Origin of the sequence: Paenibacillus azoreducens, from assembly GCF_021654775.1 — a bacterium.
In the GTDB taxonomy this organism is placed as follows: domain Bacteria; phylum Bacillota; class Bacilli; order Paenibacillales; family Paenibacillaceae; genus Paenibacillus_AQ; species Paenibacillus_AQ azoreducens.
Genome location: NZ_AP025343.1, coordinates 2747908 through 2773722 on the forward strand (window position 1 = coordinate 2747908; position 25815 = coordinate 2773722).

General features: G+C 48.9%; 24 protein-coding genes. 23 read left to right on the top strand and 1 reads right to left on the bottom strand.

Annotated features, from left to right (window positions below):
• Positions 1-113: 113 nt before the first annotated feature.
• Together L6442_RS11885 and L6442_RS11890 are read left to right on the top strand one after the other, a co-directional pair.
• Complete coding sequence (locus tag L6442_RS11885) at positions 114-746, top strand: DUF1405 domain-containing protein (RefSeq protein ID WP_212979998.1); 633 nt, start codon at positions 114-116, stop codon at positions 744-746.
• A 53-nt stretch (positions 747-799) separates the two neighbouring features.
• Positions 800-1678, top strand: coding sequence for a sporulation protein YpjB (locus L6442_RS11890; RefSeq protein ID WP_212979997.1), 879 nt, complete (start codon positions 800-802; stop codon positions 1676-1678).
• Positions 1679-1897: 219 nt separating this feature from the next.
• Here L6442_RS11890 and L6442_RS11895 read toward each other — a convergent pair whose 3' ends face one another.
• Positions 1898-2767, bottom strand: coding sequence for a YitT family protein (locus L6442_RS11895; protein ID WP_212979996.1), 870 nt, complete (start codon positions 2765-2767; stop codon positions 1898-1900).
• 192 nt (positions 2768-2959) lie between these two features.
• Here L6442_RS11895 and L6442_RS11900 point away from each other — a divergent pair, with 192 nt between their 5' ends.
• The 21 genes from L6442_RS11900 to asnS all read left to right on the top strand — a co-directional run bounded on the left by L6442_RS11900 (position 2960) and on the right by asnS (position 25801).
• Complete coding sequence (locus tag L6442_RS11900; protein WP_212979995.1) at positions 2960-3289, top strand: nucleotide pyrophosphohydrolase; 330 nt, start codon at positions 2960-2962, stop codon at positions 3287-3289.
• Positions 3290-3345: 56 nt separating this feature from the next.
• Positions 3346-3873, top strand: a complete 528-nt coding sequence (locus tag L6442_RS11905; RefSeq protein ID WP_212979994.1) for a tetratricopeptide repeat protein — start codon at positions 3346-3348, stop codon at positions 3871-3873.
• A gap of 56 nt (positions 3874-3929) precedes the next feature.
• The gene (gene dapB, locus L6442_RS11910; protein WP_194230146.1) at positions 3930-4733 is read left to right on the top strand and encodes a 4-hydroxy-tetrahydrodipicolinate reductase; all 804 of its coding nucleotides are present in this window, start codon (positions 3930-3932) and stop codon (positions 4731-4733) included.
• 23 nt (positions 4734-4756) lie between these two features.
• A complete protein-coding gene (mgsA, locus tag L6442_RS11915; RefSeq protein ID WP_228100885.1) occupies positions 4757-5176 on the top strand; it encodes a methylglyoxal synthase in 420 nt (139 codons plus the stop codon).
• A complete protein-coding gene (bshB1, locus tag L6442_RS11920) occupies positions 5173-5886 on the top strand; it encodes a bacillithiol biosynthesis deacetylase BshB1 (RefSeq protein ID WP_212979993.1) in 714 nt (237 codons plus the stop codon). Before mgsA ends, bshB1 begins: the two co-directional genes overlap by 4 nt.
• Before the next feature lie 115 nt (positions 5887-6001).
• Positions 6002-7165, top strand: a complete 1164-nt coding sequence (bshA, locus tag L6442_RS11925; RefSeq protein ID WP_212979992.1) for an N-acetyl-alpha-D-glucosaminyl L-malate synthase BshA — start codon at positions 6002-6004, stop codon at positions 7163-7165.
• A gap of 39 nt (positions 7166-7204) precedes the next feature.
• On the top strand, positions 7205-8467 hold the full coding sequence (locus L6442_RS11930) for a CCA tRNA nucleotidyltransferase (RefSeq protein WP_237100286.1): 1263 nt from the start codon (positions 7205-7207) through the stop codon (positions 8465-8467).
• Positions 8460-9437, top strand: coding sequence for a biotin--[acetyl-CoA-carboxylase] ligase (locus L6442_RS11935; protein ID WP_194230143.1), 978 nt, complete (start codon positions 8460-8462; stop codon positions 9435-9437). The genes L6442_RS11930 and L6442_RS11935 overlap by 8 nt, the downstream gene beginning before the upstream one ends.
• A 1427-nt stretch (positions 9438-10864) precedes the next feature.
• Positions 10865-11737, top strand: a complete 873-nt coding sequence (gene panB / locus L6442_RS11940) for a 3-methyl-2-oxobutanoate hydroxymethyltransferase (protein ID WP_212979991.1) — start codon at positions 10865-10867, stop codon at positions 11735-11737.
• Positions 11734-12615: a pantoate--beta-alanine ligase gene (gene panC, locus L6442_RS11945; protein WP_212979990.1), complete on the top strand. Its 882-nt coding sequence runs from the start codon at positions 11734-11736 to the stop codon at positions 12613-12615. Before panB ends, panC begins: the two co-directional genes overlap by 4 nt.
• A gap of 5 nt (positions 12616-12620) precedes the next feature.
• Entirely contained in the window at positions 12621-13004 is a 384-nt protein-coding gene (panD, locus tag L6442_RS11950; RefSeq protein WP_194230140.1) for an aspartate 1-decarboxylase, read from the top strand.
• Positions 13005-13129: 125 nt separating this feature from the next.
• Entirely contained in the window at positions 13130-13765 is a 636-nt protein-coding gene (locus tag L6442_RS11955; protein ID WP_212979989.1) for a tetratricopeptide repeat protein, read from the top strand.
• Between the two features lie 288 nt (positions 13766-14053).
• Complete coding sequence (gene dinG / locus L6442_RS11960) at positions 14054-16921, top strand: ATP-dependent DNA helicase DinG (RefSeq protein WP_212979988.1); 2868 nt, start codon at positions 14054-14056, stop codon at positions 16919-16921.
• A gap of 261 nt (positions 16922-17182) precedes the next feature.
• Complete coding sequence (locus L6442_RS11965) at positions 17183-17839, top strand: redox-sensing transcriptional repressor Rex (protein ID WP_194230137.1); 657 nt, start codon at positions 17183-17185, stop codon at positions 17837-17839.
• Positions 17823-19127, top strand: a complete 1305-nt coding sequence (locus L6442_RS11970) for an amidohydrolase (protein ID WP_212979987.1) — start codon at positions 17823-17825, stop codon at positions 19125-19127. Before L6442_RS11965 ends, L6442_RS11970 begins: the two co-directional genes overlap by 17 nt.
• Before the next feature lie 20 nt (positions 19128-19147).
• On the top strand, positions 19148-19690 hold the full coding sequence (locus L6442_RS11975) for a cell wall elongation regulator TseB-like domain-containing protein (protein ID WP_194230135.1): 543 nt from the start codon (positions 19148-19150) through the stop codon (positions 19688-19690).
• Positions 19691-20212: 522 nt separating this feature from the next.
• The gene (locus tag L6442_RS11980; protein ID WP_212979986.1) at positions 20213-20737 is read left to right on the top strand and encodes a hypothetical protein; all 525 of its coding nucleotides are present in this window, start codon (positions 20213-20215) and stop codon (positions 20735-20737) included.
• Complete coding sequence (locus tag L6442_RS11985) at positions 20737-22239, top strand: AAA family ATPase (RefSeq protein WP_212979985.1); 1503 nt, start codon at positions 20737-20739, stop codon at positions 22237-22239. Before L6442_RS11980 ends, L6442_RS11985 begins: the two co-directional genes overlap by 1 nt.
• A 145-nt stretch (positions 22240-22384) precedes the next feature.
• On the top strand, positions 22385-23257 hold the full coding sequence (locus tag L6442_RS11990) for a 3-hydroxyacyl-CoA dehydrogenase family protein (RefSeq protein ID WP_194230132.1): 873 nt from the start codon (positions 22385-22387) through the stop codon (positions 23255-23257).
• Complete coding sequence (locus tag L6442_RS11995; protein WP_212979984.1) at positions 23254-24462, top strand: acetate/propionate family kinase; 1209 nt, start codon at positions 23254-23256, stop codon at positions 24460-24462. Before L6442_RS11990 ends, L6442_RS11995 begins: the two co-directional genes overlap by 4 nt.
• Before the next feature lie 43 nt (positions 24463-24505).
• Entirely contained in the window at positions 24506-25801 is a 1296-nt protein-coding gene (gene asnS / locus L6442_RS12000; protein WP_194230130.1) for an asparagine--tRNA ligase, read from the top strand.
• Positions 25802-25815: the final 14 nt, after the last annotated feature.

The following is a 25815-nucleotide window of genomic DNA, read 5'->3' on the forward strand; positions in this document are numbered from 1 at the left end:
ATCGTGAAAGCGGTCAGGTTTTTTTGAAATAATGGCAATGGTCTGAAATCGCGGGGCCTGGCAGGACTTTCGCGAATTCATCAAAGATGCAGCATACGTAAGGAGGGATGCTGGTGTCCATTTCGTTTTTTTGGAGCCGTGCATTTTTAACAAACCGGTTTGTTTTATGGTTGCTTTTTTGGTGCAATCTGGTAGGGACAATTTACGGTTATATGTGGTATGGGGCGCAAATGAAATATACTCTGACCCATCATCCGATTTGGCAGGTTATTTTCGTCCCGGACAGTCCGACGGCCAGTCTGTTTTTTACGATTGGAGTTTTTTTTCTTTTATATCCTCCAAAGTCGCCGTTTGTAAAGGGATTCAGTTTTTTGATGGAATCACTGGCTGTCGTAACCTCTGTAAAATACGGAATTTGGGCGGTTAGCATCATTTTTGCCGGGGCTGTTTACGGGGATCATCTCGTATGGCAGGATTGGATGTTGGTAGGCTCCCATCTGATTATGGTCGTGGAGGCGCTGCTTTTCGTACGTTTTTTCCGCTTCGGTGCGATGATGCTTATTCCTGCGGCGGTATGGACTTTTTTGAATGATATCGTGGATTATACATACGGCGTTTTCCCGTGGCTTCCGCCCCAATTAAATGACCATCTGTTGGGGGTTCAATATTTCACGCTTAGCTTGACCCTGTTCAGCGTGTTGATCTCCTGGGCAGCCGTCCGTTTTGCCAAACGCAAATTCATATAGCTTGTTCTACGCCCATCCCTTCTGCCATACATTTACGGTAGGAGGGATGTCCTATGCTGCGGAAAGTATCGTTACATTTCAATCTGACGATCAGGATATGGATATTGATTTTCACTGTATTTATCACCGCGCAAACGGGGGAGGTTCATGCTCTTGATGGACTGGCGACTACTGCATCCGGTTCATCGGCAGAAGCCGTTAAGCAGGCGCAGAATTTAAGCCAAACCGTAGAACGGATGTATCAGCATGTCCTCGAAGGAAATATCAATCTTGTGAATCGGGATCTTGCGGAAGTGAATTCCATTTTCGAAAACTCCTCGCTGCAGAAGCTGACTTCGGTGGAAGGCATACATGCGCTGTCGGAAAGCATCATTGAAATGAAGGCGGCCGTAGCCCGGGTAAAAATCGATAAGGAGCAGTGGTTCACGGCTTCGGCCAAACTGAGAATGGCTGCAGACGCTTTAAACAATCCCAAGCAGCCGATGTGGCTTCAATATTATAAGCTGATCCGCGAGGAACTTAGCAAGATGAAATCAGGGGTGGACAAAGGCGGTTTTTTGGCTGTAAAAGAGGCCTATGAGCGTCTTCAGAATCATTATGAGGTCATCCGTCCGGCCGTCGTGATTCAGCGCAAGCAAGCTGACGTAACAATGGCGGATTCCTGGCTTTCCTACGCCGGAGGACTGGTTAATGCCGTTCAACCGAACCCTGCTGATTTACACAGCATGATTGATCAGGGAGAGGAAATGTTCAATGGATTGTTCGGCAAGAAAAAAGATTATCCGGCGCTGGCTCCTCTGGAGCAAACTGACAACTCCTGGCCTTGGCTTGTAGGGGGCGGCGCTTTTATCTTTGTTATTTTGGTTTATACTGCATACCGTAAATATAAGGGGGAACAAAACAGCATGAAACCTATGACCCCCAAATGGTGAAGCCAAGCTCCCTGAACGAGAAGTTCAGCGGAGCTTTTTTTGGCAGTATAGAATTTATAAGTTTTTTTGGGGGTCCCCGCAAAGTATTTGGAATAAGCATCGAAGCATAGGCTCCACTTTGTGGGGTTATTTTGGTGATTCTAAAATGAATCGTTTTAAGCGGAGCTTAAGCTCGGTTGCCTCTATCCGTTCATAATCATTGGTTCGATTTTTATAGAATTAGTTTTCCTTGAAACCTTCACCGAGCACATCATGAACATCATTGATAATGACAAAGGCTCGGGGGTCTATCGATTTGACAATTTCATTTAATCTTCGGATTTCATGTCTGGCAACAACGCAGTAGACCATATGCTTGGCCTGCTTGGAATAGGCTCCGATAGCGGGAATGAGTGTAACGCCCCGATCCATCTCGGCTGTGATTTTATCGGCGATATCCGGCGCATGATCGCTTATAATAGTAAAGGCTTTGGCGGCATAAGCCCCTTCCTGGATGAAATCGATCACTTTGGAAGCGATGAACACGGCGACAAAGGTATATAATATTCTCTCTTTCGGAATAAAGAAAAGGGAGGCGCCGATGATGATGATATCGATGGCCAGGATGATCTGGCCCATGCTCCATCCAAATTTACGGTTGCAGATTCTGGCGATAATATCGGAACCGCCTGTCGTACCGCCGAAACGGAATACGATGCCAAGTCCAGCTCCCAGCGTCACGCCGGCATAAAGGGAAGCAAGGATATAGTCGTGTTCGGTCCGAAAAGGCTCAATCCAGCCCGCATTTATCATTTTTTCGAAAAACCATAGGAAAAAGGTTAATGAAGCAACGCCAACCCCCGTATAGATCATCTGTTTGCCGCCAAGGATTTTCCAGCCCAGAAAAAAGAGCGGGATATTGAGCAGCAGGGTCGAGAGAGCCGGAGGCATGTTAAATGCGTAGTTAAGGAGAACCGTTACGCCGGTGACTCCACCCTCCATCAATTGGTTGGGAATGATAAAATACAATAATCCGAAAGCGTAAACGGCAGTTCCGAATATGATCGGAAATACCGTTTTCATAGATGAGAACCATTTGGATACTTTCATAAGACCCCTCGCATAACTTAAGTTAGGAAGAATATGGAATGTTCTTCTCTCCAATCATAGTATACCTTTTTCCATGCGGATTTAAAAAATATTTGTTTTCATTTCTGCTTTGCGATAACATATGGAGTAAACTGATAACCTGTTTTATAGGGTACAGAATAGATGTGTAGAGAAGGGGGATGGTTCATCCAGATGGAGAAATCTTTGGCTGAAATGCAGAAGGAAGTTGACAGATATATTTCACAGTTCAAAGAAGGATATTTCAGTCCTTTATCCATGTTGGCGCGAATGACGGAAGAGGTCGGCGAGCTGGCGCGCGAGGTGAACCATAACTTCGGCGAAAAGCCGAAAAAATCGACGGAAGAGGAGAATTCCATCGAGCTTGAGCTCGGAGATATTCTGTTCATTACGATATGTTTCGCCAATTCTTTGGGTATTGACTTGACCGAAGCGCATGACAAGGTTATGCACAAGTTCAATACGCGTGACGCCGATCGCTGGACGAAAAAGGACACCGAATAAGCCTGCCATACATATGCTGTACAATAGCCCGCAACAATAGGGGGGAGTACGGCAGAATGAAATCTGAACAATTTGTCAGAAATGCTTATTACTGCATTTTGCAAAACGATTTCAAAGGGGCGTTGCAATGGTTCGAAGCGGCAGCTGCCGAGGATCCGGATTCCGCGGAGATCCATTACCGGTGCTCCGTGACATATGCAAGAAGCGGCAGGCTTGATAAGGCGTTCGAGCATGCGAAGCTGGCCTGTGAACTGGATCCCGGGAAATCTGAGTATTTGTTAAATCTTCAGCATTTGCAATCGATGAGGCTGGTGCAGGAAGCAAAGAAAGTGATTGACTCGGGCGTGGCGCCTGCCAGCGAATTATATCAGATGATATCCGTATTAAAGGAAGCTGTTCGGCTCGACCCTCTGTGCGAGGAAGCTTATATTTGGCTTGCGGTGGCATACAGCCAGTTAAATGAACATGCGCAGGCAATTGCTTCATTAAAAGAGGTGATCGCCCTACAGCCCCAGGATCAGGGATTGATTGATATGCTCGATCAGCTCAAGAACCGGCTCAGCGTATATTTACATGATTCCTGAAGGTAACAGGGGATTTGACGAAAAACAGAAAGCACTTAGAAAGCGGGGGGAAGCTGATGTCAAATCAGATAAAAGTTGCAGTAGCAGGGGCAGCCGGAAGAATGGGAAAAGAAGTCGTTAAGCTGGTTCTGGAGGATGCGGATTTACAGCTGGTAGCAGCTGTGAACCGCTCCCAGGAAGGCTTGGACGCAGGTACGCTTGTCGGACTGCCGGCTTGCGGCATTAAGCTGACAAACGATCTGGAGCTAGCATTAATTGAAACGAAGCCGGACGTGCTGGTTGATTTCACGACGCCGCAATTTGCGTATCCGAATACGGCTTTGGCGGTTGCCCATGGCGTTCGCCCGGTTGTCGGGACAACTGGCTTCACTCCCGAACAAATCGAAGAGTTGGACAAGCAGTGCCAAAGCAAGGGAATCGGCGGATTAATCGCGCCTAACTTCTCGATCGGCGCGATCCTGATGATGAAGTTTGCCGCCCAGGCAGCGAAATATTTCCCTCATCTGGAGATCATCGAATATCATGGCGACCAGAAGCTGGATGCTCCTTCGGGAACGGCCATCAAGACAGCCGAGTTAATCGCGCAAAACCGCGAAGAGATCCGCCAAGGCAATCCAAAAGAAGAAGAAACGATCGATGGCGCACGCGGCGGATATTATAACGGCTTCCGTATTCACAGCGTCCGTCTTCCGGGTGTATTTGCCCAGCAGGAAGTTATTTTCGGCGGGTTCGGTCAAACTTTGAAGATTCGTCATGATTCTTATGAACGTGCGGGTTATATGCCTGGCGTAAAATTGGCGATTGAAAAGGTAATGGGCTACACGGGCATGGTTTACGGCTTTGATCACTTTATCGAATAGCTGCGCAAAAGGAGTGGAACATAATGAAAATCGCATTTATCGCACATGACCGCAAAAAAGATGAAATGGTCAATTTTGTTACGGCTTATGAAAACGTATTTCATGGCCATGAGTTGTATTCTACCGGAACCACAGGCAAACGGATTATGGAAAACACGGACCTGAAAATTCATCGTTTTATGTCGGGCCCGCTTGGCGGCGATCAGCAGATCGGGGCGCTCGTGGCGAAAAATGAGATGGATTTGATCATTTTTCTGCGCGACCCGTTGATGGCGCAGCCGCATGAACCGGATATTAACGCGCTGCTTCGGCTTTGCGATGTCCAGGGCATTCCGCTCGGCACCAATATCGCGACTGCGGAGATTTTGGTGAAGGCGCTGGATCGCGGCGATTTTGCGTGGCGTGAGCTGGTACATAAGTACAAGCCTGGTGTCGATGAATGAGCGAAACGCTTGATATTTTAGTTTTTGGCGCTCATGCGGACGATGCCGAAATCGGCATGGGCGGCACGATCATCAAACATGTGGAAGCAGGATATCGCGTAGGCATCTGCGACCTGACCTTTGCCGAAATGTCTTCGAATGGAACACCCGAGCGGCGGCGGCAGGAAGCCGATCGCGCAGCCAAAGTTTTGGGACTGGCCATGCGGAGCAATTTGGGGCTGCCCGACCGTGGTCTTTTTGTTACCCCTGAGCATGTTGAGGCCATTACGGCGGAAATTCGCCGGCACTCGCCGCGAATCGTGTTTGCACCCTATTGGGAGGACCGCCATCCGGATCATGTCGCCTGCAGCAAGCTGGTTGAAGAAGCCGTATTTAACGCCAAACTTCGGCGTTATTTGCCGGATCAGCCCGCTGTGCTTGTTAACCAACTATACTTTTACTTCATTAATGACATGGGACGGACCGATTTGATGGTGGACATTACGGCTCAGCAGGAGAAAAAGGAGCAGGCTTTATTATGCTATCGCTCCCAATTCGAAAGCGCGACGAGTGAGCCTGATTCCGTTTCGACTCCGCTAAATCAAGGATATATCGAACGTGTACGGTCCCGGGACAAGCTTACCGGGCAGCGCAGGTTAATTCCCTATGCGGAAGGTTTCGCAACGCGGTCGCCTTTTCTGGTGGACAAATTTATGAAGGATTCCCATTAAAACAGTCAGGGCTGATCTTCAGATATGAATTGGAGGTCAGTTCTGGCTATTTGACTCTTTAGGGCAACAATAAAAATATGATCATCACCTAGTTTGGGTAGGGAGGTAGATGGAATTGAGCCAACCATTAAAAATCGGTATCACATGTTATCCTTCCCTCGGCGGTTCAGGCGTTGTGGCTACCGAACTTGGCAAGCTGCTGGCCGAAAAAGGCCATCAGGTCCATTTTATTACGCACAGCATACCGTTTCGTTTGGGAGGAACTTTTGATAAAAATATTTTTTATCATGAGGTGGAGGTCAGTGATTATTACGTATTTCGTTATCCGCCTTATGATATGTCTTTGGCTACCAAAATGGCGCAAGTTGCCAAAATCCAGGAGCTTGACATTCTGCATGTCCATTACGCGGTCCCGCATGCTGTCTGCGCGTTTCTTGCCAAGCAGATGGTCGGCGACCAGTTAAAGGTTGTCACGACGCTGCATGGTACGGATATTACCGTGTTGGCGCAAGACGAATCGCTTAAAGACCTAATCAGGCTTGCGATTAACGAAAGCGATGCCGTGACGGCGGTTTCGCAGGATTTGATTAACGAGACACGTGATGTGCTGGATATTACAAGAGATATCGATTTAACCTATAATTTTGTGGATAAACGGATTTATTATCCGCGGGATACAACTTCGCTCCGTAATGATTTTGCCGAGCCGAATGAGAAAATTGTGATGCATATCTCGAACTTCCGTCCTGTAAAACGGGTAGGTGACGTAGTTGATATTTTCGCGAAAGTCAATGAAAAGATCCCGTCCAAGCTGCTCTTCGTCGGGGAAGGACCGGATCTGCCGAAGGTGCAGTGCAGAATCCGGGAGCTTGGTCTGCAAGATAAAGTGTTTTTCCTCGGCAAACAGGATGAAATCGCGCAGGTCATCTCGCTTGCGGACGTGCTGCTGCTTCCTTCGGAGAAGGAAAGCTTCGGTTTGGTTGCGTTGGAGGCGATGGCCTGCGGAGTGCCGACCGTCGGTTCGACTGCAGGGGGAATTCCTGAGCTTGTCGTTCATGGGGAAACCGGATTCCTGGCTCCCGTCGGTGATACGAAACGCATGGCGGATTATACCATCCAGCTGCTCTCGAACGAAGCGCTCGCCGCGACCTTTAGAGAAGCCTGTCTGAAAAGGGCCTGCCGCGATTTTTGCGATGGTCTGATCACGAATAAATACGAGCAAATATACAATCGTGTGCTGGGGCGTGAAATTTCGGAGTTGAGCCCGGTACGCTGTTAACCGGAGTGTGAGGAACGTTAGGCAGGGGGTTATTTGATTTTGGTTAGCTGGAAACAGGCTGATAAGGAGATGGCCCGGTATGGGCGGGAAGTGCTTGCCAAACTTCTTGAGCATGGACACGAAGCCTATTGGGTAGGCGGCTGCGTCAGGGATGAGCTTATGGGCAGACCGGTGCATGACATGGATATAACAACATCCGCACGTCCGGAGGAAGTGGAGTCCTTGTTTGAGAAGACGGTGCCTACGGGAATTGAGCATGGAACGGTTACGGTTTTATGTCATTCTTATGCTTATGAAGTAACGACCTACCGTGTCGAAGGGGCCTATGAGAAGCACCGCAGGCCGCTTGAGGTGGAATTTGTAAGCGAGTTGAAAGAGGACTTGCGGCGGCGTGATTTCACGATCAATGCCATGGCACGGGCAATCGACGGCTCGATCATGGACCCTTATGATGGTCAGAAGGATCTGGGCAAAGGTCTCATACGCTGCGTAGGGGATGCCAGAACCCGTTTTCAAGAGGATGCGCTGCGCATGGTTCGCTGCATCCGGTTTGCTTCGGTATTCGGATTCAGCATCGCTTACCGCACCTGGAGAGCGCTGCTGGCGGAACGGGAGAGTATCCGGTTCGTGGCGATGGAACGATTTCGGGTTGAGCTGGAGAAGCTGATGGAAGGAAACAAACCGTCAAGAGGACTCGGATTGCTGTATCGAAGCAAGCTGCCGGCTCATGCCAAGGTCCCTTTTGAATATGAACCAGACCGAAGGATGATTGCCCATATTGACGACATACCGCCGTCAGAAGCGGTGATCCGCTGGGCGCTGCTGCTTTATGCCTGCGGATTAAACGCGGAGGAGTCGCATGACATGCTTGGGAATTGGACTTTCCCTAATAGGGTCCGGGACCAAATTACGAGCATTTTGGACGTAGGCGAAGCCGTGGCAGAAATGAACGCAGGTATGCCTTACGAACAGCAGTGGATTAAGCTCGTGCTTCGCAGCGGACGTGATGCAGCCCTGAATTGGCTGCGTTTGTCCGAATTCCTGAAGAACGGCGGCACGGAGCCTTATCCGAGCGAGGTGCTTGAAAATGGGCGGGCATGGACGGAAGAAATGGAGATTTATCATTTATCCGAGCTGGCGATTGCGGGTAAAGATGTGCTTGAACTGTCCGGACGGCGGGGAGGGCCGTGGGTTGGCGGGATTTTGAACGAGATGTTGATCAAGGTTGCCGCCCGAGCTTTGCCCAATGACAAGAAAGTATTGATCGATGAACTGAAACGGGTGATATCCACTAATGAGTAAAAAGGAAACGCTTCTGGATTTGCTGCTGTCGGATCCGCAGGAGTTCGTATCCGGCGAGGAAATCAGCCGTAGACTGTCCGTGAGCCGGACTGCGGTATGGAAACAGATCAATAAGCTGAGGGAGGCGGGGTATGAATTTGAAGCCGTACCCCATAAAGGTTACCGGATCGTGAGCAAACCAGAGCGCATTGACGCCTTACTGCTGGTTAAAACATTAAAAACAAAAACCATCGGCCAAAACCTGAAGGTTCTTGACTCTACCGTCTCAACCCAGGAAGAAGCTCGAGAGCTGGCCGAGGCCGGAGCGCCTGAGGGAACCCTCGTTATTGCCGAAGAACAGACGGGCGGCAAAGGAAGAATGGGCCGGAAATGGTTTTCACCAAAAGGCAAGGGCATCTCGATGAGCGTGGTGCTGAGACCTAAGCAGCCGATGCATTATATGCCTCAGCTGACGCTGCTAACAGGAGTCGCTGTCTGCCGTGCGGTAAGGAGAGTAACGGGAGTTATGGCCGGAATGAAGTGGCCCAATGATCTGCTGGTGGACGGGCGCAAAATCAGCGGGATTCTGCTGGAGTCAGCCACCGAAGACGAATATGTCCGGTACTGTATTGCCGGGATCGGCATCAGCGCAAACCAAGATCATGAGGATTACCCGGAAGAACTGAAGCCGATTGCAACCTCCCTGAAGATCGAAAAGGGAGAAAAAATCGACCGTATTCAGCTTATTGCGGCAATATGGGAAGAATTCGAAGCTTTGTACGCCCTGTACCAGCAGGAAGGTTTTGCTCCCATCGCTTCTCTCTGGGAGGCATTGTCCGTTACGCTGGGCAAGACGGTAAATGTCACGATCGCCAGCGGTCCCGTTACCGGAAAAGCGGAAAAGCTGGATCCGAGCGGAGCATTGCTGGTGGTTACGGAAGATGGACGGCGTGTGCCCGTTTTTTCGGGGGATGTAGAGCTTGGGCGGTGAGAGGCATCGCTTCAAGAGGGTTCCTTTGAGGCGTTGTATATTCATGCCGCATACTAAACAGGCACTGTATGCCGCATACTAAACAGGCACCGAATGGCGCTGCATAAAAGGCACATAGCAAACGTAATTAATTGAACAGCGCTATTTGAACTCCGGTTAAGTTTTTTCCTATGATTAGTGAAGCTAAATGGGGAAATAAATAACCGAATTCTATCTCTGTACTCAATCTAAATGGAACGAAGTATCTTCCATGAAGCTGGAAATGACTGTTTCACCGCCAAATATGATTCTAACGGACACAGCGGACGCTATATGGGCTAATTTCGACCATTTTGATTTCTAACGGACACAGACGCCGCTATTTAATCAAAAAGTTCCTTTGTGGCGGTGTTTTGGAGCAATTAAGCGCCGTGGTGTCCGTTAAAATTTAAAAATGACTGTTATTAGCCTCTTAGCGGCTGTGGTGTCCGTTAGAAATCCGCATGACCTCACGGTCACCCGCCGACGATGAAAATGTGATAGTTTTTGTCTCAAAAACGGAAAAGCACATTTTCATATGAAAATGTAAAGACCTGATTTTACTTGAATAGCGACTGTGAGTTTCGTTAGTGGCAGTCATGTTAAAGGCGGTCTTGCACTACTCATTACGTCGATGATTATTATTGATTAGATATCAGAGAGCCAAGACATCGGAGAGAAAGCACTCGGATATCGCATCAAAATTTACCGTTAAAGGCGGTCTTGTATCATTGATTTACGTCGATGATTGTTTTTGATATACTGACATCTAGAGGCGGTATCGGCATGGTGACCGAACTGCACTCTATCTGTGTCATGTAGTGTAGCATTCATAACAGCAAAATGCAGCATACGTTGGATTCTGCTCTGAGCCGAAGGGACCGAGACAGAAGGGACGATCGCAAGTGACTCTTTTTTGCCCTTTCGGAACTTTTTAGTGAAATGCTAAAAGGTTTTTTTGTTTTTCTTCGAGTGCATGTTCAAAAAGGTCGGTTTTCAGCACCGAAGTTTATGCTTCCGATGTGCGTTTTTTCAAAACGCTTCAGTTGGATGAAGTTAGGGACTGAGGAGTGGAGCTACACGTTTTGTAGAAAACGACTTCGTAAGCATCTGCTTGTAGTGGGTACGTGAGCACCTGAAATGTTTCCGGAGGAAACATACTTCGTAAGCATTCGCGTAATGCCCGGCTGAATCCAAGATTCGATGCCGAATCTGCTTCCTGATTCACTTCGTGTTAGATATAGAATTTATAAGTTATCAACGGAGTTGATGAATTCTATATCGCAAGAAAACCTACCTCTTCATCGCGGTCGTTCCCCTTGAAGTGGCCTCGATTAAAGGTTTTCTTATCAAAAGTGGACTTTTTGAACAACCTCTACAAAATATTCCGAATGGAAGGGGCTGCAAAAATGACAGTAAAACATCCGCTGAATATCGTTAAAATGAAAAAAATGAAACAGGAAGGCATCGCGCTCAGTATGGTTACCGCCTATGATTACCCTACGGCGCGCCTTGCGGAAGAAGCGGGCGTGGATATGATCCTCGTTGGCGACTCGCTGGGGAATGTCGTGCTCGGTTACGATTCGACGCTCCCGGTTACGATTGAGGATATGGTGTATCATACGCGTTCCGTCGTGCGCGGGGCGGCTAATACGTTTGTAGTCGCGGACATGCCGTTCATGACATATCACGGAAGCATTGACGAAACGCTGCGCAGCGTGCGCAAGCTTATGCAGGAAGGCCATGCCCATGCCGTCAAAATGGAAGGCGGCAAGGAAATTTGCGCAGCGGTTGAAGCCATCGTTGCCGCCGGGGTTCCGGTACTTGGGCATATTGGTCTGACGCCGCAGTCGGTTAATCAAATTGGCGGCTACCGCATACAAGGCAAGGACGAGAAGGATGCCCGGCGTTTACTTGAAGATGCGAAAGCGCTGGAGCAAGCAGGCGCTTTTGGCATCGTGCTTGAGCTCGTAACCGAGCAGGTCGCGGAATATATTAGCTCCCAGCTGTCCATTCCTACGATCGGGATTGGAGCCGGACGCGGGGTAGACGGTCAAGTGCTGGTATTCCATGATGTCTTCCAATATGCTTCCCCGTATCGCAGCAAAAAATTTGTGAAAACATTCGGCGATGCAGGAGCTTTAATTCGCGAAGGTCTGGCACAATACGTCAAAGAAGTGAAAGAACGTTCCTTTCCGGACGAGAGCCATGTCTTCACTGCTGAGGATCATGTCGTAGAAAATTTATACGGCCCGGGCCGGGAAAAGGTGGATGAAGCATGAAAGCCGTCAGAACGATTGCGGAACTTAGAGAACAAATCGGCGAAATGAAAGCTGCGTCAGCCAAAGCGACAATCGGTTTGGTCCCAACGATGGGGTATCTTCATCAAGGGCATGCCAGCCTGATTCGTGCGGCTAAAGTAAAAACGGATATCGTGGTCGTCAGCATCTTCGTTAATCCGATCCAATTTGGGCCGGGAGAGGATTTTGAAACCTATCCGCGGGATGAGGCGAGAGATTTGGCTGCCGCGGAAGCGGCGGGAGCCGATCTGGTATTTCTGCCGTCGGTCGACACGATGTATCCGAAACCAACCAAAACCAAAATTGCGGTATCGGAGGTAACTTCCGGTCTTTGCGGCGCCTCGCGTCCCGGACATTTTGACGGGGTAACGACCGTTGTCGGGAAGTTATTCCATATCGTACAGCCGGATTATGCCTTTTTCGGCATGAAAGACGCGCAGCAAGTTGCCGTGATCGAGCAGATGGTCTACGACCTCAACTTTAATGTCACCATCGTTCCTTGCCCGATTATACGCGAAGAGGATGGTCTTGCACTCAGCTCCCGGAATGTGTATCTTAGTCCGGAGGAGCGTACGCAGGCGCTCGTGCTTTCACGTTCGCTGCGCGAAACGAAGGAGGCGGTAAAAACCGGCCAAATTCGTACCGCAGGCGAAGCCAAGGAGCTTTTGACCCAAATCATCGGCGAGTCTCCGCTTGCCGTGATCGATTACGTTGAAATTGCGAATTTTCCGGAGCTTTCGCCCCTTGCCGCTGAAACGGCTATTCTCGAGCAGGAAGAATCCGTTCTGATGGCACTTGCGGTTAAATTCGGAAAAACCCGTTTGATCGATAACTGTTTGATCCAACCGAAGGGGGAATAACGCCCATGTTCAGAACGATGATGAAATCCAAAATACACCGTGCCACGGTCACCGAAGCCAACCTTAATTATGTCGGCAGCATTACGATTGACGAGGACCTGATGGAGGCGGCGGATCTGCTGGAAAATGAAAAAGTGCAGATTGTAGACAATAACAACGGTGCGCGTCTTGAAACCTACGTGATTCCGGGCCCCCGCGGCAGCGGCGTGATCTGTCTCAACGGCGCTGCGGCACGCTTGGTACAGCCTGGAGATATCGTTATCATCATGTCTTATGCCATGATGTCTGATGAAGAAATTAAAAACCATAAGCCTCGGGTCGTATTTGTCAATGAGTCGAACCAGCAGGTGACCACCATGGACAAGGAAGTGCACGCCACCATTATTTGACGGCAAGGCGAACGGGCGAAGACAAGGAATGGCAGGCCTTACGGGGAATGAAAACTGCTCCGTCAACAAAAAATGAATGCAGGTGACCGCACTGATTTCATTTTTGTTAAGGGTGGGATGCAGCCATGTTCCAGCATGTTTTCGCGGAAATGAACCACGTGTTAGATGAAATCATGAAATATTACCCAACGGCGCAAGAGGCCCAAAAGCACCAGATGATGCAAAAATGGAATATGCTCAAAACCATGAGCGACGCCATCATCGATGAATGGTTGACATTTGAGGAAAAAATGGGGGAGTTCCGTCAACACGTTGAGGTTCCGTCCACTTCTTCGATCGTAAATGAATCTTCGCCTGAATTGGAATTAAACGCTTTTGTCCGCGGGCAGGGGTATTTCCGGCTGCTGATGTTTGGTCAGGCTGCGCAGCAATTTTCGCAGGTGATTCGCGAATATCCGGATTCCCTCTTGGCCCGGATGTACCTTGCTATGGCACATCTGCATTTGGAGGAAACCAAAGAGGCCCAAAGGCATTTTCAGTGGATACTGCCGCTGGCCAAAAGCCAGAAGTTGAAGGCCATGATCTACAATGCATTAGGATGCATTGCCGTGAAGCATGGGAATGCAGGAAAAGCGCAGGAGTTTTTCGCTTTGGCGTTACAATGCGATCCTACGCTGCCCGATCCTTTGATTAATTTGAAGGTATGCCAGCAAAATTGCGGTCAGCTGCAGTATGGAAGCCAATTGATTTCCCTGATGTGAAGAAACGCGAAAAGGACGATGTATCATGCGCGAATAAGCGTTTGTGCATCGCCCTTTTTCAATCTGTCAAAAAGCATAAAATTCGGGGACCCCGAAAGTTACCGGTATATGCTGCAAAGGCCCGCACGTCACTCAGTACTTTTGCTTTGCAAAAGCGCCCCTCTGTGAGAGGGCGTCGAACTTCTTTCCGGTACCCTCCGCAGGGTTTTTCTTGGCTCCGAATTTTCAAATGTTAAATCTTCTGTTATGCTGGTAAGGAGACTGGAATGAAAGGATTAATCGTAAATCATGAAATTTGCCGTACTGGATTTTGAAACGACAGGCAACCAGTCCGCAGATGAAATTATTCAAGTTGGACTTGCCATTATAGAAGAAGATTTGACCATTTCCCGTGTTTACGGCTCTTATGTCAAGCCTAGCGTGGAGATTCCACCCTTTATTACCCAGCTGACAGGCATCTCGGAGGAAAATGTGGCCGCTGCTCCTTCGTTGGAAGAGATGCTGATGGAGCTCGTGCCTATGCTGGATGATGTGGTTTTGGTTGGACATAACGTTGCATTCGACTTTAATTTTTTGCAAAATGCGCTCGATAGCTGTGGATATCTTCCGTTTTCCGGACGAATTCTCGACACGCTGGATTTTCTCAAAATATGCTTCCCATCCTTGACTTCCTATCAGCTTGGTCAGGTGACGTCCCATTTCGGTTTGCAGCATGACCGTCCGCACCAGGCGGACAGCGATGCCTTGGCAACGGCTTATGTGCTCTTAAAATGTCTGGACGAGCTTGATCATTTGCCTCTTATTGCCCTCCAGCGCCTCCGTGAGCTGTTTGCGGAGGAGGATAGCGATCTTGGTTGGTTTTTTGACGGCTTATGCCAGGAAAAGGAGCAGCAGCCTATTCAGGATCTGAACAGTCATACTTTCTATCGTCAGCTGGCGTTAAAAGTCGATGACTGGACCGAGATGAAACCTCCCCGGGATGAATCCGCCGATAATCCTCTTGAAGGCATGGATTTTAAGGAATATTTGAGCGAGATCCGTAAGCGCCTCAAAAGCATATTGCCTCAATACGAGGAACGCGAGCCGCAATCGATTATGTTCGACGAAGTGATGAATGCGCTGGAACAGGACAAACATCTTTTGATCGAAGCGGGTACGGGGACAGGGAAATCTTTGGGTTACCTCATCCCTTCTATATATCAGAGCGTCAAGCAGCAGCAAAAAGTGATGGTCAGCACGCATACCATCAATCTTCAGGAGCAGCTAAGGGAGCGGGATGTTCCGCTTTTGACGCAGGTTATTCCATTTCCATTCAAAGCTGCGGTATTTAAGGGTAGACAACATTATTTGTGTTTGAGAAAATTTGAACATAAAATAAACAGAAGAGACTTTTTTAATCCCAAGGAAGATACGATCACGGCCGCCCAGATGATCGTTTGGCTCGCGCAAACCGAACATGGGGATGATGAGGAACTGAACCTTGGCGGACGCGGCGGCGACTTCTGGGAAACGGTAAGCAGCGATTCGGACTCCTGTCTGGGCCGCAGCTGCCCATGGTTCCGCAAATGTTATTATCATCGCGCCAAACATGAAGCCGGAATTGCGGATGTCGTCATTACCAACCACTCCAAGCTGTTTACCGATGTAAAAGCTGGCCATCAATTGCTTCCGTCGTATGAGCGTTTGGTGATTGACGAAGCCCATCATTTGGAGGATGTTGCCGGTAAACATTTGGGACTTCATATGAAATACTTCAGTGTTGTCCATACGCTTACCCGGCTTTACAAGGATGGAAAGAACGGGCAGCTTTCTGCGCTGAGACAGCAGCTGCAGTCCTCCGGCCAAGAACGGGCCAGCGACTGGATTGCGGCAATCGATCGCATTAGCGAAGATTTGGTGGACGTGAAGGAAGATTGGGATAAGCTGAATGAACTTTTATTCGCTTTGCTTCCGGAGCGTAATGACGTTTCGCCAGGGGATGTAGGACAATACGTACTTCGCCTTCAACCTGCAAACAAACCGAAGGAATGGGATACGCTCAAAGCGCTCGAAAATCAGATTCATGTGAAAATCAGCGAAGCGGTGCGGCGCGGGGAGAAAATGCTGGCGGAATACAAAGAGGATGAAAGTGATTACAGCGCGGACAGCCTGATTACGGATTTAAGCGGCCTGTTCAAGGATTTGGCAGCGGCGCGCGACGACCTTCGCATCTTCATGAACTTGAATGACGAGACTGTCGTGTACTGGATGGAGGCAAGCAGCCATTTCCGGAGCAAATCGCTCCAGATGTATGCTGTACCGGTCGATGTCAGCAAACAGCTCAAGGAATTGTTTTTCGACAAGAAAAAAAGCATAGTTCTGACGTCTGCCACATTGTCTGTGGATAAATCTTTTCAGTACATGATTGATAACTTGGGGCTTCAAGAGGATCAGGAAAACGGAAGACTGGCTACCGTGATGCTTCCATCGCCATTCAATTACCGCGATCAGGCGCTCCTTGTGATCCCGCGCGATTTCCCAAGCGTTAAGGGGAGCGTAGGCGATGCGGTATTTGTAGATACTTTGGTGCAATCCCTTGCCGACGCCGCGCTGGCGACTCATGGACGAATGTTGGTGTTGTTTACTTCTTACAGGATGTTGCGTCAGGTGCACGAGCCTTTAAAAAATGCTTTGGCGAACAGTGACATTGCAGTGCTGGGCCAAGGCGTTGACAGCGGCAGCCGCACCAAGCTTATCCGCAGATTTCAAGACAGCAGCGCTTCGGTGCTGCTCGGAACGAGCAGTTTTTGGGAAGGGGTGGATATTCCCGGCGATGCTCTGACATGTCTGGCGATTGTAAGACTGCCGTTTCAGCCGCCAAACCATCCGCTCGTCGAAGCGAAAAGCGAGCTTCTGCAGCGTCAGAAAAAAAATCCGTTCATGAAGCTTTCCGTGCCGCAGGCAGTAATCCGCTTTAAACAAGGCTTTGGCCGACTCGTTCGCACGGCGAATGACCGCGGCATCGTCATTGTATACGATACGCGCGTTATCGAATCCTACTACGGGAAGTATTTTCTTTATTCCTTGCCTGGACCCAAAATGGAGCATATGAATACGGAAAAAATGGTTCCTCGTATATCCGAATGGCTTAAAAGTTCCGGAGTCCCCGCAAAGTAATCGAATAAGCTTCGAAGCCACACGTCACTCAGTACTTTTGCTCCGCAAAAGCGCCCCTCTTTGAGAGGCGTCGGACTTCTTTCCGATACTCTTTGTGAGGTTGTTTTAAGATAGTAGAAGTAAAACTCCGGGGGAAACGCATCCTAATATCGCAAGAAAAACATCCGCTAAAAGCGGTCTGTCTTCTTAGAAAGTACGACGATAGACGTTTTTCTAAGCATTGATAGATTAATTAAGCTGCTAAAAATAGGGGGAACAAGCATGAAATCGGAGAAAATATCCGAAGCAGTTGTTCGCAGATTGCCTGTATATTTAAGATATTTGAGCGACTTGCATAAACGGGAGGTCGCTACGGTTTCCTCCCAGGAACTTGGTCAGAGACTCGACCTCAATCCGGCGCAGATCCGTAAGGATCTGGCTTATTTCGGCGATTTTGGCCGGAAAGGCATCGGATATGATGTTTCGTATCTGATCGAAAAAATCCGCCACATCCTGAACCTGGATCAGCAGATCAACGCGGTGTTGGTCGGGGCAGGTAATTTGGGTCAAGCGCTTTCAAACTATAACTTTTACCTGAAGGAAAACATTAAAATTATTGCCGTATTTGATGAAAATCCGAAGAAGATCGGCAAACAAATCAATACGCTGACCGTTCAGCCGATGGAGGAGCTCCGCGAAACGATCAAAGCCCGCAATATCCGTATCGGGATCATTACGGTACCGGATGTCGAAGCGCAAAATGTGGCCGATATCCTGATCGAAGCCGGCATCGAAGCGATCCTGAACTTCGCGCCGGTCATCTTGAAAGCACCTGCGAACATTCGGATTCATCCGGCGGATTTCACTACGGATCTGCTCAGTTTGGCTTATTATTTGGATAACGGAAAGGACGATTCTGCTGATGACGGCGACAAATAGATGGATGATTAAAAACGGCAGCTTTGCGGTTGCGGATGGAGATAAGCCGGTTATTCAAGGCTGCATGGTCATTGAAGACGACCTTATCGTTTATGTGGGCGAGGAGACGCCTGAACTGGATGGCGATATACCCGTTATGGACGGGACCCATCTGTTTTTTATGCCGGGTATGATCAATACGCATGGGCATGCCGCAATGTCGCTGCTTCGCGGATATGGTGACGATCTGGCTTTGCAAATCTGGCTGCAGGAGAAAATGTGGCCGATGGAAGCCAAATTCACCTCATCGGACGTATATTGGGGCACCTCGCTGTCGGTGCTTGAAATGCTGAAAGGCGGCACGACAACCTTCCTGGATATGTACGACCATATGGATCAAGTAGCGAAGGTAACGGAAGAATCGGGAATCCGTGCATCCTTGATGCGCGGCGTTATCGGGCTCTGCCCGGAAGAGGTTCAGCGCCATAAGCTGAATGAAGCCATCCGATTTGCCCGCGACTGGCACGGTAAAGCAGGCGGACGGATTACGACGATGATTTCACCGCATGCGCCATATACTTGTCCTCCGGACTTTATTGAAAAATTCGTTCAGGCCGCTCATGACATGGATTTGCCGATGCATACCCATATGTCTGAAACCAAAGCCGAAGTCGAGCAAAATGTAACTGAATACGGTCTGCGTCCAGTTGCCCATCTGGAGAAACTCGGAGTGTTTTCCCGGCCATCGCTTGTTGCTCATGCCGTTCATTTGACGGATGAAGAAATCGAAATTTTGGCAAAAAACAAGGTAGCCGTATCCCATAACCCGGGCAGCAACCTGAAACTGGCAAGCGGCGTGGCACGCGTAACGGACATGCTGAAGGCTGGCGTGACTGTGTCGCTTGGAACAGACGGGGCGGCGAGCAATAATAACCTCGATATGTTCGAGGAAATGCGTCTCGCGGCATTGATCCATAAAGGAGTCTCCGGCGACCCGACGGCGATCCCGGCAGGGGAAGCATTGAAAATGGGAACGGTTTATGGGGCACAGTCGCTTTTCTTGAACAATGTGGGTACTTTGGCTCCAGGTATGAAAGCTGATTTTATCGCGCTGAATACCGATCAGGCGCATTTTCTGCCGCATACCGACTTGATCTCTCATGCCGTTTATTCGGCCTGCGGCAAGGACGTTGAGCATGTGTGGGTTGATGGCAAACAAGTTGTCAAGCATGGCGCCTGCCTGACACTGGATGAAGAGCGGATCCGCCGGGAAGCGCAGGCCGCTTTTGAGAGCCTATTATCTCGTTAAGAAAGGCTTAGAGGTAGCTTATGCTTAGAATTAGAACAAGAAGAAATGTTTGGAAAAATAAAAAGAAATGGATTTTCCTTGCTATCGCAGTTTTTCTGCTGATCCTATTCGGACTTTACCGCTATTATATCTATGTAACGCAGGACATACGCGCAGAAGAAACCACAGCCATTTTGAAAGCAAAGCAGGAGAGCGGGCTTGTCAAGGTAACCGAGTCATACAAGTCCGTCTGGGATAGCGTTTGCTGGGTGATCGAAGGTTTGGATAAAGAGAATCGCCCTGTTATGGTTTGGGTTCGGATGGAAGGTGGAGGCAAGGTTAAAGCAGGCGAAGGAGCGGTTCATCAGGAATTGCTTGCCGATGGCATGTCGGAAACGCAGATCAAGCAGAAGATTCAACAAGAAATGCCTGATGCGGACAAGATGAAGCTGACGCCGGGAATGTATAACGGGGAATATGTTTGGCAGCTGTTTTACCGCAGCAAAGATCATTATTACTATCAATTTTATCGTTTCCGCGACGGCAAAAGCATCGGAGGGCCATTTACGCTTCCAAACAGGTAATCCGTTTTTCAACATCTCAGAAAGTATAAACTTCCGGGGTCCCCGCAAAGTAATCGGAATAAGCTTCAAAGGCTACACGTCACTTTGTGGGATTATTTTAGATCAATGGATGTCTTCTCTTTTGCTAAAAACGTCCTAAAAAATGGAAGAACCTCATTGGAAAATGGGGTTCTTTGGCGTACACAGAATATAGTTTAATAATTTCATAACATTACCTTCGATATCGTATATACGATATGATATACTTCTTTATGTATTCAGTAGATATCATGGTTTTTGCGGCCAAAAGCTGCATTCACGTCATTTCATGCAGATCATCAGGAGTTTCCAGTGATTTGTGCAGAGGGATTTGATCTTATATCTGCATGGGAGAAAACCGTTCACAAGCCTTGGCAACCATGTGCGGCAGCTGCTCTTTAAAAAGCTCTTTTTGCCGGAGTTGCCGTAAGAATAGATATAGAGACTCGAAGTTTTTAGAGTTGTTATAATATAGATTTTTCCATTTGAGAGGAGGACATACAGTTGAAACTGCGTCCAATACCAATTGTCATAACGGTTGTTGTATCGGCTGCGCTTCTGTTTGGCGGCTGGTTCTTTTATCGTCAGACCACCATGCAGGGGCCGCTTCAAAAGATCATCCAAAATTATAAAGGCGTAAACAGCGCTCAATTTGATATAAAACGCAATGAAATTGATTTGAAACTCGACTTAAAACCGGATACGAATGTATCCGGGCTTGTTAACCGGATTACGACCGAAGGAAAATCCGTGATCGGCAGTCGCACATTAAAATTCGATTTCGTCGACCATTCCTCGGACAAGCTAAACCGCTATTGGGATTCCGCCATGTTCACAGTAGCTGAAGCCATGGACAATAAAAAATATACGGAAATAACGTCCAAGCTGCAGGAACTGGCCAAAGATACAGGCATCAAAATCCAAACGGAGATGGATACGAAAAACGTGTATATCAGCCTTAGCGAAGGCGACAACAGCAAGTTTATCGTATTGCCCCGGGACCCCGGCAAGATTGGGGTGTGGGAATAATGCCGAGATTGCTTAAAGAAATTTTGATTGGTTTTATTCCGGTACTCTTTATTTTTCTCGGATTTATTGGCATAAATGTCGTTCCGCTTGTTCTCATTGGGCTATTGGTCGGAGGGCTGCTGTTTTTGACCAATCTTCGCGGCGGCCTGGCGGTCGGCGCAGGTGCGGAGCGTAAACGGAAGAAAAAAGGGCTGAAAAAGCTGACTTTTGAACAGATCGGCGGGCAGGACAATGCGAAGCAAGAGCTGAGGGAGGCGCTGGATTTCCTGATCAAACATGAGGAGATCCGCCAGCTCGGCATTCGCCCGATTAAAGGGATCCTGCTGACCGGTCCTCCGGGTACAGGTAAAACGCTGATGGCAAAAGCCGCGGCGCATTATACGGATTCCGTGTTTGTTGCTTCGTCGGGCAGCGAGTTTGTTGAAATGTACGTCGGCGTCGGCGCGGGACGCGTGCGCGAGTTATTTCGCGATGCACGCAACCGGGCGGCGAAGGAAAACAAACAAAGCGCGATTATTTTCATCGATGAAATCGATGTGATCGGCGGCAAGCGCGAAGGCGGGCAGCAGCGGGAGTATGACCAAACTTTGAATCAGCTGCTAACCGAGATGGACGGGATTTATTCTTCCGACAGCCCGCGGATTTTACTGATTGCGGCGACCAACCGGAAGGAAATGCTGGATAGCGCGCTGCTGCGTCCGGGACGTTTTGACCGTCATATTCAAGTGGATTTGCCTGACAAAAAAGGGCGCAAGCATATTCTTGAGCTGCATGCCCAAAATAAGCCGCTTCATGCCGAAGCGAACCTAGAGAAAATCGCCGAGGAATCTTTCGGTTTCTCTGGGGCCCAACTGGAAAGCGTGATGAATGAGGCAGCCATTTATGCCATGCGCGAAGGTTTACAAGAAATAGAACAAAGACATTTGTCCATGTCTATAGACAAGGTAATGATGGGTGAGCGGACCGACCGCGAGTCTACGCTTGAAGAGAAAAAACGCGTGGCCATTCACGAACTGGGTCATGCGATCATGGCGGAACTTGTCCGTCCCGGCAGTGTAAGCCAGGTTGCGCTCAGCCCCCGCGGCAAAGCGCTTGGATATGTGCGCCATAACCCGCAACAGGAGCAATATTTATACACGAAAACATTCCTGGAAGAGCAAATTATGATCGCGCTCGGCGGAGCAGCCGCGGAGGAAATATTCTACGGCGGACGGAGCACCGGTTCAAGCAACGACTTTGAACAGGCGCTGAACATTGTGCAGACCATGATGAAATCCGGACTTACCTCCCTCGGTATTATGGATATGGACATGGTAACAAAAGAAGAGCTGATGAAAGAAAATCATGCGATTCTGGAAACCCTGATGAAACGAACGCGAACCATGCTTGAGGAGCGCCGGGTCATTTTTGAGCAATCCTTGGATATTCTACTGAAGGAAGAAACGTTGTCCGGAGAGCAATTTCGTTGTCTATTTCGTGAACATTCCCTTTTGCCAGCATAAATTGTGATGCTGGTTCTTTTTTTTTACTTTTTTGCTGTGCTAAGTTATTATTATAGATTGGGTCACTATGTACTCACTTGCAGGACAGGCGATAAATGAGTACAGCACAGAATACAGATGGTGGCTATAGGAAGGTGGCAGAGACATGTACTTTAAAAAGATTGGCGTAATTGGCGGCGGAACGATGGGCCAAGGAATCGCTGAGATGTTGGCGACACGTGGGCTTGATGTTCTTCTGGTTGAGAAAACGCCGGAAAAACTTGATTACTCTTATTCCATGATCGAGCTTAGTCTGGATAAGCAGCTTGAAAAATGGGCGATTACCCAGGCGGAAAAAAAATTGATTTTGGGCAGAATCCAAAAAGTGGTGCATCTTGCGGAGCTTGGCGCCTGCGATATGGTCATTGAAACCATTTCCGAGGATCTTGAAGCGAAGAAGCAAGTATTCTCGCAGTTGGACCAGGTATGCCCTAACCATATTATTCTTGCCAGCAATACATCTTCACTCAGCTTGACCGAACTGGCCAGCTCGACAATGTATCCAGAACGCGTGATCGGCATGCACTTTATCCATCCGGTAAGCAAAGTCGATCTGGTTGAAATCATCCGCGGCCTCAAAACATCCGAGACCACTTTTACGGAAACGAAACGTTTCGTTGAGGAAGTGGTGGATAAAAAAGGCGTCATGGTATATGAATCGCCCGGATTTGTATCGAGCCGGATGATTTGCTTAATGATTAACGAAGCGCTGCATATCCTTCAAGAGGGAGTGGCATCTGCGGAAGATATCGATGATGCCATGCGTATTGGATACCAGTTCCAGCATGGTCCGCTTGAGATGGCCGACCGCTTCGGACTGGATTCCGTACTTGCGGCTTTGGAGCGGATGTTCCGTGAATTTGGCGAATTGAAATACCGTCCGTCGACCGTGCTTAAGAAAATGGTACGAGCAGGGCATTTGGGCGTCAAAACGGGAGAAGGCTTCTTTAAGTATGACAAGGATGGTGACCGGATATGAAAATTCTAGTTATTAATGCTGGCAGTTCCTCATTGAAATACCAGCTTTACGATATGACAGACGAATCCGTATTGGCCAAAGGTTTGGTGGAGCGGATCGGAATGGATTCCTCTATTTTGACCCATAAACCGACCGGACGCTCGGAAGTAACCGAAGTAAGCGAGATCCTGGAACATACAACCGCGATCCGTAAAGTATTGGCACTGCTTACGGACCCGGACCATGGCGTGATTGGGTCTGTTGACGAAATCGAAGCCGTTGGCCACCGCGTCGTTCATGGCGGCGAATTCTTCAGCGAGTCCGCGCTTGTGGACGGCGACGTGAAAAGCAAAATCCGTCAATTGTTCGACCTTGCTCCTCTTCACAACCCGGCATCGATGATGGGCATCAAGGCATCCGAAGCCAATATGCCAAACGTACCGCAGGTTGTCGTATTCGATACCGCATTCCACCAAACGATGCCGGAACATGCGTATTTGTATGCCATTCCGCGGGTACTCTACAAAAAGCACAAAGTAAGACGTTACGGTGCGCACGGCACTTCGCATGATTTCGTCAGCAAGACAGCGGCGGAATTCCTGGACCGTCCGCTCGAAGACCTGAAAATCATCGTCTGCCATATCGGCAACGGCGCCAGCATCACGGCCGTAAAAGGCGGAGAATCGGTCGATACATCCATGGGCATGACTCCGCTCGAGGGCCTCATGATGGGAACGCGCAGCGGCGATTTGGACCCTGCCATCGTACCTTATGTCATGAACAAGGAAGAGCTGACCGTAAGCGAAGTAAACTCCATGTTGAACAAGCACAGCGGCCTGCTCGCGATTTCGGGCATCAGCAGCGATATGCGCGAAATTACGGAAGGCATGCAAAACGGCGATGCCAACTCGAAACTGGCGTTTGATATGTATGAATACCGTCTCCGCAAATACATCGGTTCCTATGCAGCGGCGATGAATGGCGTAGATGTGATTGCATTCACAGCAGGCGTAGGCGAGAATTCGGTTGTTTTACGGCAAAAAGTATGCGAAAATTTGACTTATCTGGGCGTTGAACTGGACGAGAAGCTTAATGAAGTTCGTTCAGGCGAACCGCGCCGTATTTCTTCGGCTAATTCCAAGGTTCAGGTACTGGTGATTCCGACGAATGAAGAGCTTGTCATCGCGCGGGATACGCACCGTATCGTTCAGGGGTCGAAGTCGTAGACTCTGAATTCAAAGCAAGTATTGCAAAGGGAGAGATTTAGGCATGGCCACCAAAAGTGTGATTCGTGACGTGAATCAACATGTAGGAGAAACCGTAACGATCGGCAGCTGGATCCATAACAAGCGTTCCAGCGGAAAGATTCAGTTTTTGCAGCTGCGTGACGGAACCGGATATATTCAAGGCGTTGTTGTAAAAAACGAGGTTTCTGAACAATTGTGGGAAGACGCGAAAAGTTTGACTCAAGAAAGCTCGGTGTACGTTACGGGCGTCATTCGCGAAGAGCCGCGCAGCCAATCCGGTTACGAGATGACGGTAACGGGTATCGAGATCATCCATTTGACCGAAAATTACCCGATTACACCGAAAGAGCATGGAGTCGACTTCCTGATGGATCATCGTCACTTGTGGCTTCGTGCGCCGAAGCAGCGCGCCATTCTGGTGATCCGCGGCGAAATCATCCGTGCCGTTCAGGAGTTTTTCGATCAAAACGGGTTCACACTGGTCGATCCGCCGATTTTGACGCCAACTTCCGCTGAAGGAACAACGAACTTGTTCCACACCAAATATTTTGATGAGGATGCTTATTTGACGCAAAGCGGCCAGCTTTATATGGAAGCGGCAGCGATGGCGCTCGGAAAAGTATATTCCTTCGGGCCGACGTTCCGCGCCGAAAAATCCAAAACGCGCCGCCACCTCATCGAATTTTGGATGATCGAGCCGGAAATGGCATTTACCGATCATGAGGAAAGCCTTCAGATTCAAGAGCAGTTCGTTACCTATGTGGTTCAATCCGTCGTTAAGAAATGCAGAGCGGAACTGGAAACGCTCGGACGCGATATTTCCAAGCTGGAAAATATCAAAGCTCCATTCCCGCGCATTACTTATGACGATGCCATCAAGTTCCTGCAAGAAGAAGGTTTCGACATTCCATGGGGAGAAGACTTCGGCGCTCCGCATGAAACGGCCATTGCCGAAAAATACGATAAACCTGTATTTATCACGCATTATCCGGCCGCAATCAAAGCATTCTACATGAAACCTCATCCGGACCGTCCGGAAGTTGTGCTGTGTGCGGATATGATCGCTCCGGAAGGTTATGGGGAAATCATCGGAGGCTCGCAACGTATCGATGATCCGGCCCTGCTTGAGGAACGCTTCAAGGAACATAACTTGTCGATGGACACGTATCAGTGGTATATGGATCTGCGTACTTACGGCACCGTTCCGCATTCCGGCTTTGGACTAGGCCTGGAACGTACGGTAGCCTGGATTTGCGGATTGGACCATGTCCGCGAAACGATTCCGTTCCCTCGTACTTTGTATCGTCTCTACCCATAATATAAGGAGAGGTG

Coding starts and splice junctions, on each gene's coding strand:
- asnS (WP_194230130.1), top strand. CDS start 24,506: ATGGCCACCAAAAGTGTGATTCGTGACGTGAATCAACATGTAGGAGAA.
- dapB (WP_194230146.1), top strand. CDS start 3,930: ATGTCAAATCAGATAAAAGTTGCAGTAGCAGGGGCAGCCGGAAGAATG.
- L6442_RS11970 (WP_212979987.1), top strand. CDS start 17,823: ATGACGGCGACAAATAGATGGATGATTAAAAACGGCAGCTTTGCGGTT.
- L6442_RS11935 (WP_194230143.1), top strand. CDS start 8,460: ATGAGTAAAAAGGAAACGCTTCTGGATTTGCTGCTGTCGGATCCGCAG.
- L6442_RS11995 (WP_212979984.1), top strand. CDS start 23,254: ATGAAAATTCTAGTTATTAATGCTGGCAGTTCCTCATTGAAATACCAG.
- L6442_RS11890 (WP_212979997.1), top strand. CDS start 800: ATGCTGCGGAAAGTATCGTTACATTTCAATCTGACGATCAGGATATGG.
- mgsA (WP_228100885.1), top strand. CDS start 4,757: ATGAAAATCGCATTTATCGCACATGACCGCAAAAAAGATGAAATGGTC.
- panC (WP_212979990.1), top strand. CDS start 11,734: ATGAAAGCCGTCAGAACGATTGCGGAACTTAGAGAACAAATCGGCGAA.
- dinG (WP_212979988.1), top strand. CDS start 14,054: ATGAAATTTGCCGTACTGGATTTTGAAACGACAGGCAACCAGTCCGCA.
- L6442_RS11985 (WP_212979985.1), top strand. CDS start 20,737: ATGCCGAGATTGCTTAAAGAAATTTTGATTGGTTTTATTCCGGTACTC.
- L6442_RS11955 (WP_212979989.1), top strand. CDS start 13,130: ATGTTCCAGCATGTTTTCGCGGAAATGAACCACGTGTTAGATGAAATC.
- bshB1 (WP_212979993.1), top strand. CDS start 5,173: ATGAGCGAAACGCTTGATATTTTAGTTTTTGGCGCTCATGCGGACGAT.
- panB (WP_212979991.1), top strand. CDS start 10,865: ATGACAGTAAAACATCCGCTGAATATCGTTAAAATGAAAAAAATGAAA.
- L6442_RS11895 (WP_212979996.1), bottom strand. CDS start 2,767: ATGAAAGTATCCAAATGGTTCTCATCTATGAAAACGGTATTTCCGATC.
- L6442_RS11990 (WP_194230132.1), top strand. CDS start 22,385: ATGTACTTTAAAAAGATTGGCGTAATTGGCGGCGGAACGATGGGCCAA.
- L6442_RS11905 (WP_212979994.1), top strand. CDS start 3,346: ATGAAATCTGAACAATTTGTCAGAAATGCTTATTACTGCATTTTGCAA.
- L6442_RS11900 (WP_212979995.1), top strand. CDS start 2,960: ATGGAGAAATCTTTGGCTGAAATGCAGAAGGAAGTTGACAGATATATT.
- panD (WP_194230140.1), top strand. CDS start 12,621: ATGTTCAGAACGATGATGAAATCCAAAATACACCGTGCCACGGTCACC.
- L6442_RS11965 (WP_194230137.1), top strand. CDS start 17,183: ATGAAATCGGAGAAAATATCCGAAGCAGTTGTTCGCAGATTGCCTGTA.
- L6442_RS11975 (WP_194230135.1), top strand. CDS start 19,148: ATGCTTAGAATTAGAACAAGAAGAAATGTTTGGAAAAATAAAAAGAAA.